Source organism: Leisingera sp. ANG59 (assembly GCF_013317235.1).
Taxonomy (GTDB): domain Bacteria; phylum Pseudomonadota; class Alphaproteobacteria; order Rhodobacterales; family Rhodobacteraceae; genus Leisingera.
The window spans coordinates 191,588-202,808 of the sequence record NZ_WLCM01000005.1; the positions used below are offsets into that span (position 1 = coordinate 191,588).

General features: G+C 59.6%; 7 protein-coding genes. 4 read left to right on the top strand and 3 right to left on the bottom strand.

Features of this window, described 5'->3' with window-relative positions:
- Nucleotides 1–10: 10 nt before the first annotated feature.
- Nucleotides 11–2,968, bottom strand: a complete 2,958-nt coding sequence (locus GKC28_RS07345; protein WP_174146266.1) for an ABC transporter transmembrane domain-containing protein — start codon at nucleotides 2,966–2,968, stop codon at nucleotides 11–13.
- Nucleotides 2,969–3,202: 234 nt separating this feature from the next.
- Between GKC28_RS07345 and GKC28_RS07350 the strand changes: the two genes are divergently transcribed.
- On the top strand, nucleotides 3,203–3,595 hold the full coding sequence (locus GKC28_RS07350) for a DUF3307 domain-containing protein (RefSeq protein ID WP_174146267.1): 393 nt from the start codon (nucleotides 3,203–3,205) through the stop codon (nucleotides 3,593–3,595).
- A gap of 122 nt (nucleotides 3,596–3,717) precedes the next feature.
- On the opposite strand, the gene GKC28_RS07355 is transcribed toward GKC28_RS07350, so the two are convergent.
- Nucleotides 3,718–4,176, bottom strand: a complete 459-nt coding sequence (locus GKC28_RS07355; RefSeq protein WP_174146254.1) for an Lrp/AsnC family transcriptional regulator — start codon at nucleotides 4,174–4,176, stop codon at nucleotides 3,718–3,720.
- Between the two features lie 145 nt (nucleotides 4,177–4,321).
- Here GKC28_RS07355 and GKC28_RS07360 point away from each other — a divergent pair, with 145 nt between their 5' ends.
- A complete protein-coding gene (locus tag GKC28_RS07360) occupies nucleotides 4,322–7,744 on the top strand; it encodes an indolepyruvate ferredoxin oxidoreductase family protein (protein ID WP_174146255.1) in 3,423 nt (1,140 codons plus the stop codon).
- Nucleotides 7,745–7,773: 29 nt separating this feature from the next.
- On the opposite strand, the gene GKC28_RS07365 is transcribed toward GKC28_RS07360, so the two are convergent.
- Entirely contained in the window at nucleotides 7,774–8,439 is a 666-nt protein-coding gene (locus tag GKC28_RS07365; protein ID WP_174146256.1) for a TetR/AcrR family transcriptional regulator, read from the bottom strand.
- A 423-nt stretch (nucleotides 8,440–8,862) separates the two neighbouring features.
- Between GKC28_RS07365 and GKC28_RS07370 the strand changes: the two genes are divergently transcribed.
- Nucleotides 8,863–10,644, top strand: coding sequence for an ABC transporter ATP-binding protein (locus tag GKC28_RS07370; RefSeq protein WP_174146257.1), 1,782 nt, complete (start codon nucleotides 8,863–8,865; stop codon nucleotides 10,642–10,644).
- Nucleotides 10,637–11,221: ABC transporter substrate-binding protein (locus GKC28_RS07375; protein WP_254604176.1), on the top strand; the 585-nt coding region annotated here is incomplete at its 3' end. The genes GKC28_RS07370 and GKC28_RS07375, both read left to right, overlap by 8 nt.

The following is an 11,221-nucleotide window of genomic DNA, read 5'->3' on the forward strand; positions in this document are numbered from 1 at the left end:
GGCAATCAGATCAGTTGGAAACATAGCCTGCCACCACTTGCAGAAGTTTGAAAGCGGTCGACGCGTCATTCTCGACAACTGCCAGGAACTCTTCCTCGCCGATCCGCAAGCACCGCAAATCGCTGGCTGCAACCATGCTTAGTGAGCGCGGCTCCTGGCGGATCAGTCCCAGTTCTCCGACCAATCGGCCTGGCCCGACTTGCGCAATCAGCCGGTCCTCGTTCCCTTCCTGCGGCAGCAGAAGATCTGCCTCACCCGACAAGATCATGTAAGCACCATCCGAGGCCTCATCGTCTTTAAGGAAAACCACCTCGCCCGCCTTGGCATCGTACCAGCGCGCCCCAAAAGCCAAGAGGCGTAGCTGCCGGCGGTTCAGGCCGGAGAAAAGCTCTGTCTGTTCCAGCGCACGAAGCTTGCGCGCCAGATCTTGGCTGGCCGCGCCGTCTTCAGCAGACACAGCCTGCGCCTCATCACTGACCAGCCTGCCTTGGCGCAACTCAAAATAGACGTCAAAGACGTCCGGGCTCTGAAACCCGGGTGCCAGATAGATCAGCGTCGTGCCAGGCAGAAGATTACGCAGGTTCTTGTGCACTGCAACGCGGGTTTCCAGGTCATAGCTCGCCATCGCGGAGTCGAGGATAAGGATGTCGGGGCGCTTGATTGTAGCTCGGCAGAAGGCAAGCGGCTCCGCAAAACTGGCTGCCAACCCCTGCCCGCCGACGGCAATAGGCATGTCGAAGATCAGCTCCACAACCTGATCACGCAAACCTTCGCGAACCATCAAGTCCGAAACCAGTTTGCGCACTTCGTCGCCCTTGGCACCGGCGGCATCGGATATCTTGCCGAATAGCGCATTCTCAAGAACCGTGAGACTGGGGGTAATTGCTTCTTGTTGAAAAGGCACAAAGCCTGTGCTCAGGGACTTCAGCAGGCCATCCCCATGACTGCGCCGGAATCCGAGGATACGCTCCTTCATATCATCTTCAAAAGCCGGCCCGATCTGTTCCGCGGAGATGGTGAAAGGCACGATCAGCAGCTGCGCCAGTTCTTCCCGGCTGAGCGAAGATGCTTCCGCAGTGCCGGACCGGTCAACCAGCGCCAGCGCGGCCTCATATGCAGCAACATCCAGACCAAGCTTACGGAATAGCGGATGGCCGGTTCCATCGACGCCAAAAATCTGCCGCAGCATTTCGACCACGTCGCGAGTCAGTGCAACCAGGCTTTCATCAAGGCCCAATTGCTTCAACTGGTCCAGGAAATCTCTTTGCTGGTGCAACATCTCACCGGTCAGCGGCTCGTGCGAGGCAGCGAACAGCAGGTTTTCCGCTACCGGGAGGGCCGGATTGTAGCTCTCTGGGTCCAAGAAATGCACGTGCACATCCAGCCCGGCGCTTTCAATCGCCTCACGCACCGATGGGCGCAGCCTGACCAATTGCTCTGCCAGTTCCTTATGTGTGGCTTCTTCGAACCGCTGCTCAATGCCGCGCCGGAACAGGGCTGTGTCTGAGCCGATGCCCTCCACCACTTTCAGCCACCAGCCCCTCAGTTCTGCTTCGCTGGAAAATCCAGCCAACTTGGGGTCCAGCCATGGCGCGTCGAATGGGTCCGGGCTGTTCCCCGCCTGAATGGCAACTTCCAGTTCCTGTGGATTTTGCGCCTCGCCCTGAGGCCGCATCCGCATCGGCATCATCACGTTGTCGCCAAACGACCCTTGGAACAGAACCGGCCGCGATGTGGCATAGCCAATCCGAGCCGCCACAACGGCCTGATGCAATCCGCTCAAATCCTGCTCTGCCACAGTGACAGTCCCCGAAGACGGTAGTATCTCCCGCGTCAGAAGCTCCGACAGCGCCCTGCGGTCTTCTTCGGATGGCGCCGCGATCCCGATTACCTGACCGGCCGGGAAGGTTGCACTCAGTTCCTCCAGCACCAGATTGCCATCAGTGTCCCGCACGGTGACGGAATCGAGTACCACGTCCCCGGACAGCTGCTGCAGCTCGCCTGGCTCTCCGGTGAGCAGCTCTTCATCCACCATCCCCTGCGGGGCAAAGCGTTCCAGGATCACATCCCAGCGCAAGCTCATGTCCTGGGTCTGGTTGTAATAGGCAAGAAGCTCCTTCCACGGGGAAGCAAGATCCTTGTACGCGGCCAGCGCGGCAACCAGCGCCCCCAGCGAAACCTTGCCCTGAAGAACCAAATAGCCGCCGACCGCATAAAAGAAGAACGGCGTCAGCTGGGTAATGAAGTTGTTGAGAAACTTCATGAAGAACTTTTTCTGGTAGATCTGGAAGCGGATGTCGTAAAGCCGCCCAAGCCGGGCCGTGATGATCGCCATCCGGTAACGCCAGCCGCCATTGATCCTGAGCGTCGAAGCGCCTGCCGCGCTTTCCCCGATTTCAGTAGCCAGCGACCGCACCTGCTTGATACGTTTCTTGTTCAAGAGGTTGATCTGCCGCTGCAGCATCGGAATCAGCCAGCCCTGCAACGGAATCAATGCAATCGCCGCCATTCCGAACCAGAAGTTCTGCAAGAACAGGAAGAACAGGATGGTCAGCATCTGCCCGGCTTGCAGCACCGGCTGGCTGACCGCGTCCCCCATCAGCCCGCCCATCGGTTCGGATTCCGATGTAACCATCGACACCAGCTCACCCTGGCTTACCCGCTCAAAGTAGGGTTGCGGGAAGCGCAAGACACGGGCGATCAGTTGGTACCGGAAACGGCGCAGCATCCGTTCCGCCAGCACCCCTTTCATGGTGTTGATCCGCATCTTCAACAAACCGTGGCACAGCACCGATAGCAGAAAGGCGCCGCAAAGAATCCAGAGGAACGTAAGCTGATCGAAACTCTGGCCCAGCACGGTGATGGTCGAGCTTTCGGCACCAATCGCGTCGTTGATGATCCGTTTCGGCAGCTCAAGCGTCAGGTAAAGCAACGGAAACAGGCATGCGGTCACGATAAGCAGCACCAGCTGGTCGCGTTTTGAGTATTTCCAGATGAAGCGGAACAGAGAGCGCTCGATGGGAAAGCTCCGTAATTGGCGGCATCAGGCAAGGCTTTTCTATGGGTAGCGCGGTTTGGCCGGCACAGGCAATGGGCAGCAACCTGCCCAATCCCGTTGCGGCACCCTGCAGTTGCAACATTTGCCAGACGGCGAAAAATCCGTAAGGTTCCAGCCAAGTACACTTTCAGGAGACTAATTGGTTTGCCGGAATACGTCGGATCCGTTCTGCTGCTGCTCTGCGCCCTGCAGGTCAAGCACTTGTTTGCCGACTTCTTCCTGCAGACACCCAAGATGCTGTCAGGCCGCTGCGCCTATGCCCACATGGGGCGCGCGCAGCATGCTGGTGTCCACATTGTCGGTTCAGCAGTGATTTTTCTGCTCTTCGGCGCACCGCTCAGCTTTATTTTTGTGCTGGCCGTGCTGGAGTGGGTGGTCCATTTCCACATCGATTTCGGCAAAGCCCGCTTCTCCGAACGCAAGAAACTTAACCCGCAGCAGCCAATGTTCTGGCAGGCTATGGGATCGGACCAGGCGCTGCACCAGCTGACCTACATCGCAATGGCTTGGGCTTGGGTGAAATACGCAGCAACCTGAGCAGCGGATCCGAACTTGGGAGCTGAACCAGCCCCCGGAACACTCTCGGCGAAGAATTCCCCCGCACATCACTGCTGAGCACTTTAGTTTTTTGCACGAGGTCCGTGTTGGAGAAGCTTCATTCAGGGCACCACAGGCATATCCCTCTTAATCGTGCGAAGGACCACGTTGGTCTGCGCACTGGCGACTGCTGGCAGGCGGAACAGGAAGCCCTCAAGAAACCGGTTATAGACTTCCAGGTCCGGTGCCAGCACCCGCAGATGATAATCCGCCTGGCCGGTTGTGGCATAACACTCCTGCACCAGCGGGTTTGTTTCAACGGCGCGGATGAACTCCACCAGCTTGTCCGGGTCATGACGGGTCAGATGGACATGCACGATTGCCTGGAAGCCAAGCCCCATTGCTGGAGCGTTCACCACAGCGCCATAGCGTTCGATGATGCCTGCCTCCTCAAGCGCCCTGACCCGGCGCCAAAGGGCGGACGGCGACATGCCTACAGCTTCTGCGAGATCGGCATTGGAAATACGGGAATCTTCCTGGAGTAGCGTCAGAATTCGGCGGTCGCGGTCGTTGAGATCCATTTTCCGGTCACTTTTCCCAGTTCACTGCTTAACGAAGGGTAACTTAACCACGATTCACCGCAAAACCAACAAATCGGGCAAATCTTTTCAAGCTATAGGGATTACTTTTCCGTATACTACTTTTCCGCGCAAGGATTCCGCCGCGATGACCGAGCTGAGCCACGATTTCCGCAGCTACAAGCTGGACGACCGATACGACATGACCAAAGGCCGGGTGTTCCTGACAGGCACCCAGGCGCTGGCCCGGGTGATGCTAGATCAAGCCCGCCGAGACCACGCCGCGGGTTTGAACACCGCCGGATTTGTGTCGGGCTACCGCGGCTCGCCGCTGGGCGGGGTCGACCTGGAGTTCTGGCGAGCGGAAAAGCGGATGCAGGAGAACCGCATCAAGTTCATGCCCGCGGTAAACGAGGACCTGGGCGCCACCGCGGTGCTTGGCGCGCAGCAGGCAGTGCTGGACCCGCATTGCGAGGTCGAGGGCGTCTTCTCCATGTGGTACGGCAAGGGTCCGGGCGTGGACCGTTCCGGCGATGCGCTGAAACACGGCAACGCCTACGGCTCCTCGAAGAAGGGCGGCGTTCTGGTGGTGGCGGGCGACGACCATGGCTGCGTGAGCTCCTCCATGCCGCACCAGTCGGATGTGGCTTTCATGTCCTGGTTCATGCCGGTGCTGAACCCGGCAGATGTCTCTGAATACCTGACCTTCGGTGAATACGGCTTTGCCCTGTCCCGCTATTCCGGCACTTGGGTCGGCTTCAAGGCAGTGTCGGAAACCGTGGAAAGCGCGCGCTCGGTCGAACTGCAGCCGGATCGCCAGTTCACTTACCCTGAACTGCCGGACTACCCTGGCGGGCTGCATATCCGCCGCGCCGACCTGCCCTCGCCTGAGATCGAGACACGCATCCATGCCAAACTCGCCGCGGTTCGCGCCTTTGCTGAGGCCAACCCGATCGACAAGCGGATCTATGACATCAAGGAAGCGCGCTTCGGCTTCGTCTCCACTGGCAAGGGGCACCTGGACCTGATGGAGGCGCTGCGCCTGCTGGAGCTGGACGAGGCCGCCTGCCGCCGCTTGGGGATCGATATCTACAAGGTCGGCATGGTCTGGCCGCTGGACCGCACCGATGCGCTGAAGTTCGTGAAGGGCAAGCAGGAAGTCCTGGTCGTCGAAGAAAAGCGCGGCATCATCGAGAGTCAGTTCAAGGAAAACTTCTATGACTGGCCCGGCAGCAAGCCGGAGAAGATGGTCGGCAAATACGACAGCCAGGGCGAGCCGCTAATCCCGTGGACCGGTGAGCTGAGCCCGCTGCTGCTGGCGCCCATCGTGGCGGCGCGGCTGGACAAGTTTTTCCCGGAGGAAAACCTGCCGGCCAAGGCCGCTGCGCTGACGGCTGAACCGCCGAAAGTGCTGAACGTGCCCGGCGCCACCCGCACGCCCTATTTCTGCTCCGGCTGCCCGCACAACACCTCGACCAAGCTGCCCGAGGGTTCGAAGGCGTTCTCCGGCATTGGCTGCCATGTGATGGCGAGCTGGATGGATCGCGAAACCGCCGGCTATGCGCAGATGGGCGGCGAAGGCGTGCCGTGGACCGTTGCCTCGCAGTTCAACGGCAACAAGCATGTGTTCCAGAACCTCGGCGAAGGCACCTGGTATCACTCCGGCTCGCTGGCGATCCGCCAGGCGGTCGCGGCCGGCACCAACATCACCTACAAGATCCTGTATAACGACGCGGTGGCGATGACCGGAGGCCAGCCGGTGGACGGACCGGTCTCTGTCCATGGCATAGCCCAGACCTGCCGCGCCGAAGGCGTGCAGCGGATCGCCCTGATCTCGGACGATATCGCTAAGTTCAGCCATGGGGATTTCCCGGCAGGCACCACGTTCCACGACCGCAACGCGCTGGACGCGGTCCAGCGGGAACTGCGCGAAATCCCCGGCGTCACCGTGCTGATCTACGAGCAGACCTGCGCCACCGAAAAGCGCCGCCGCCGCAAGCGCGGCAAGATGGAGGACCCGAAACGCTTTGCCTTCATCAACGATCTGGTCTGCGAGGGCTGCGGCGACTGCTCGGTCGAATCCAACTGCCTGAGCGTGGAGCCGAAAGAGACGCCGTTCGGGCGCAAGCGCAAGATCAACCTGTCCACCTGCAACAAGGACTTTTCCTGCCTGAACGGCTTCTGCCCCAGCTTTGTCACCGTCGAAGGAGCCACCCGGCGCAAGAAGAAACCTGCCGGGCTGAACGCCGCCGAATTGGCGGCCAAGCTGCCCGCCCCGGACCTTCCCTCCCTGGCAGAACCATTCGATCTGCTTGTAACCGGGGTGGGCGGCACCGGCGTAGTTACCGTCGGGGCTCTGATCACCATGGCAGCGCACTTGGAAGGCAAGGGATCCAGTGTGCTGGACTTCACCGGTTTTGCCCAGAAGTTCGGCACGGTGCTGAGCTACATCCGGCTGTCCAATTCCCCTGACACGCTGAACCAGGTCAGGACCGATCAAGGCGGTGCAGATGCAGTCATTGGCTGCGATCTTGTCGTCAGCTCAGCGCCGAAGGCATCAGCTCATTACCGCGCAGGCACCAAAGTCGTACTGAACCGGGCGGAAATGCCCACGGGCGATCTGGTTTTGCGCCGCGATGCCGACCTGATGGCCGGGGTGCGCGAGAAAACCATTGCAGCAGCGGTAGGTCCGCAGAACCTGTCCGGTTTCAATGCCAACGAAGCCGCTGAGGTAATGCTGGGAGATGCAGTTCTTGCGAATGTCATGATGCTGGGCTTTGCCTGGCAAAAAGGACTGGTGCCAGTCAGTGCAAACGCCCTGGACCAGGCGATTGAGCTGAACGGCGTGGCTATCGACAAAAACCGCCTCGCATTTGCCATCGGCCGCGCCATGGCTGCAAACCCGAAACTGGTTGAGGACAAGTACAAAGAAACTTCGGACTATGACGAGACGTTGACCGAGCTGGTCGAGCGGCGCGCGACCTTCCTGAGCGGATACCAGGACACCAAATATGCAGCACGATATCGGGAAACACTCGCACGGTTCCGCGACGCCCTCCCGGCTGATGCACAGGAGCAGCTTACCGAAGCGGCGGCCCGGTCGCTGTTCAAACTGATGGCCTATAAGGACGAATTTGAAGTTGCGCGCCTGCTGACCAGCGAGAAGTTCCGTCACCAGATCGAGGACGAATTCGAGGGTGACTTCACTGTCAATTACCACCTTGCCCCGCCGGTCCTGAACCGCAGGAGGGACAGCCGCGGCAGGCCGCGGAAGCGCTCCTTCGGCCCCTGGCTGCGCCCAGGACTGAACTTGCTGGCCAAAGCACGCCGCCTGCGCGGCACCGCTTTCAACGTCTTCGGCTATCACGAGGAGGCCCGGCTGCACCGCGATCTGCTGGCCTGGTACGAGTCCGCACTCAGCAAGGTTGCCCAGCGCTGCAGCCCGGACACGCATGACTCCTGCCTTGAGATACTGAAAGCGCCGATGGAAATCCGCGGTTACGGTCCGGTGCGCCTGGAGGCCGCGAAGGCGGTCAGGGCAAAAGCAGATGAGATGCTGCGCAAGCTCTAAAAGCTCTATCGACTGCCAGCACTGGGACTTCAGATGTCCCAGTGCTGGCGCGTGAACGCGGTGAAGGCTTCCATCTCCTCGGCCAGCGGTTCCCGCCCGGTAAATACCTTGAGATACTCTGGTGTCACCTCCAGCCGGTGGGCATGGCTCTCGTTGGGGTCCGCCATGTCATAGCCCAGCTGCATATAGTAGAGCACCTTGGCGCGGGTCGTTGCCTCGCGTTCCGGGTAGCCATAGCGGGCAAACATTGCGGTCAAAGCTTCAACCCGGCGCCGGTCGGACCGGTCCAGCAAGCTGCGCACCTTGCCTGATCGCCGCGACCAGTCCCGCACCGCAAAATCCAGCGCGGTATTGAACAGATTGGGGTTGGTGATGCAGTGAAAAACGTTCAACACGGCCCCTGTGATAGTCTTTGCCGGAGCTTCCGCCTGCCGCACCATACCTGCGGTGTTGGTCTGCTCCCATGTTTTCAAGAGCGCATCCAGCAAGTCCTGACGTGATTTGAAGTACCAGTAAAAAGAAGACCGGGAGACATTCATCCGCTCTGCCAGCGCCAATACTTTAACTTGTTCAACTCCGTCAGAGATGAGCACATCCATAGCTACATTAAGCCAGTCGTTGCGGGTGACCTTGATGTTGCCGACCAGCGGCTCAGCCTCCGGATCATCCCGGTGCAGGACAGGTTTTTGCGCCATGGGAGGCCTTTCAGGTCGGTTGCATTTTCGTCAGTCTACGCCGGGCCCGCAGCCAGCGCCAACACGGCACCTCAGTCTGCATCGAATTGCTATCAGGTTTGAGTGGCTGCAGCGACACACCGTACTGACAGCCAGGCCTTCGGGAACTTCTGACCGATTGAAGCTGCCAATACGTGGACATGATCAATCGTGACGGGGCGTTGGCGCACTCCTTTGACCGCCCATTCCACCGGTTTCAATGCTTGTTGCAAAGCCTTCCTGGACCCGCAATGCTTTCATCGTCTATGCCAATTTCCCTTGCATAACCGGCATCTGGCCAAATGGGGTTTGACTAAACAGCCTTTGGCGCGCGAAGGTGTTAGAAAAAACAGGGGAAAACACGATCTCATGAGCGCCTTGAACCAGCTGGGCGGGCAATTCTGAATGCGTCCGCTGCTGTCCGTCGAAAACCTCAGCATTGGATTTGGCAAAGGAGAATCCGTTGTCAATGACGTCAGCTTTGCCGTCCAGCCCGGCGAAACACTGGCCTTGGTTGGGGAAAGCGGCTCGGGAAAAACAATTTCCTGCCGGGCAGTGCTGCGTATCCTTCCGAAGGTGGCTCAACTGCGTTCCGGGCGGATTCTACTGGAAAGCCGCGGCAAGAAGCTGGACCTTGCCTCGCTTGACGAACGTCTCATGCGCGACGTGCGCGGCAACACGGTCTCAATGATCTTTCAGGAGCCGATGCGGTCCTTGTCGCCGCTGCACCGGATCGGAAATCAAGTATCCGAAGTGCTGTGGCTGCATGGGCGCAAATCTGAACGCGAAGCACGCGATGTGGTCCTGGAATGCTTTGAGCGGGTAGGGTTTCCTGAACCAGAGCGCACCTATCGCTCCTACCCGTTCGAACTGTCAGGAGGGATGCGCCAGCGGGCGATGATTGCCATGGCAATGGTTGCCAAACCCGACCTGCTGATTGCAGACGAACCGACCACAGCACTGGATGTGACCACACAGGCGCAGGTTCTGGGGCTAATGAAGGACCTGCAGCGCGAAACCGGCATGGCAATGATCCTGGTGACTCACGATCTGGGCGTGGTCGCCAATATGGCAGAACAAGTGGTGGTGATGCACAAGGGCCGGGTCATGGAATCCGGGCGCGCCGAACCAATGCTGCGTGCGCCGGCTCACCCATATACCAAGGCATTGTTCGACGCCGCACCGGAGATTCCGGATGCGGCAGTTGTCGCGATCCCGCCTTCGCGCGATGACCTGATCCTGGAGATGAAATCTGTCTCCAAAACCTACACGCTGCGGGCTGGCAAAGGATGGCAATCACCGACACTGATTCATGCCTGCCGGGAAATCAACTTGCGGGTGACCCGCGGTGAGACACTGGCGATTGTGGGAGAGAGCGGCTCAGGCAAAACAACGGCTGCCCGAATTGCATTGGGGGCTGAGCCACCAGATCCCGGTGGCGAGGTACTGTTCCGGCCTGACCCCAACCGCCCCCCAGTCGCAGTGCAAGACATGAACCGGGAAACGCGAACGGCTTTTCAAAAACAAGCTCAGATGGTGTTTCAGGACCCGTATTCGTCGCTATCGCCGCGAATGCGCATACAGGACACGCTGATGGAACCGCTGGACATCCATCGCATAGGCACGCGGGCCGAGCGCCGCGATAAGGCTGCGGAGATGCTGCGCCTGGTGGGCCTGTCTCCTGACATGCTGAAGCGCTATCCCCACGCCTTTTCAGGCGGTCAGCGCCAGCGTCTGTCAATCGCACGCGCCTTGATGCTGGACCCTGCTCTGATTGTCTGCGATGAACCGACGTCAGCGCTGGACGTCTCGGTCCAGGAACAGATTCTCAGGCTGCTGGAGGAAATCCGCGACCAGCACAACCTGTCCTACCTGTTCATCAGCCATGACCTGGCCGTGGTGGCACGGATTGCAGATGAAGTCGCGGTGATGCGGCGCGGGCTGATCGTCGAGCAGGCACCGCCGGAAACATTGTTTTATAATCCGCAGCATCCCTACACCAAGGCTTTGATCGCTGCCCAGCCGGAACCGGACATCGACCGGCCAATCGACCTGAAACTCGTGGCCCAAGGTGCGGGTGCGCCCGAGTGCTGGCCCGAAGCGTTTCGGTTCAGTGGCGTCGATGCCCCGCCCCTTGTGAATTTGAAAAATCTGGAACCCGGCCACAAGGTGCGCTGCCATGCTTGAAGCCCTGAAACTTTTCCTAGCCGCCGCCTTCTGCCTTGCGCCTTTTGGTGCTTTTGCAGACATCACGGTACAGGAAAGCGGTTTCTGGAGTTCCGAAGTTAAGGCAGGATACCTGCCCCCTGCTGCCAAACGCCTGCCCGAGGTGCCGCTTGTGGTGGATCTGGTTGCCAAGGGCCGGGAATTTGGCGTTCAGGGCGGCACCCTCAATACAATGGTCACGCGCTCCAAAGATATCCGGCAGATGGTGGTCTATGGCTATGCCCGGCTGGCGGGCTATGACGAGAAGTACCAGTTAAAACCGGACATCCTGCTGGGTTACGAAAACGAAGGGAACCGCAGGTACACGCTGAAACTGCGGCCCGGTCACCGCTGGTCCAACGGCGACGCCTTCACATCGGACGATTTCCGCTACTGGTGGGACGATGTCGCGAACAACGTATTGCTTAGTCCTGCCGGCCCGCCGGACTTTCTGCGGGTGATGGGACAACTGCCGCGGGTCAGTTTCCCTGACCAAACCACGGTCATCTACGAATGGGACAATCCGAACCCCAGCTTCCTGCATATGCTGGCCCAGGCC

Bases quoted from the DNA above. Each gene is read 5' to 3' on its own strand.
- GKC28_RS07355 (WP_174146254.1), bottom strand. From the start codon at position 4,176: ATGGATCTCAACGACCGCGACCGCCGAATTCTGACGCTACTCCAGGAA.
- GKC28_RS07360 (WP_174146255.1), top strand. From the start codon at position 4,322: ATGACCGAGCTGAGCCACGATTTCCGCAGCTACAAGCTGGACGACCGA.
- GKC28_RS07365 (WP_174146256.1), bottom strand. From the start codon at position 8,439: ATGGCGCAAAAACCTGTCCTGCACCGGGATGATCCGGAGGCTGAGCCG.
- GKC28_RS07370 (WP_174146257.1), top strand. From the start codon at position 8,863: ATGCGTCCGCTGCTGTCCGTCGAAAACCTCAGCATTGGATTTGGCAAA.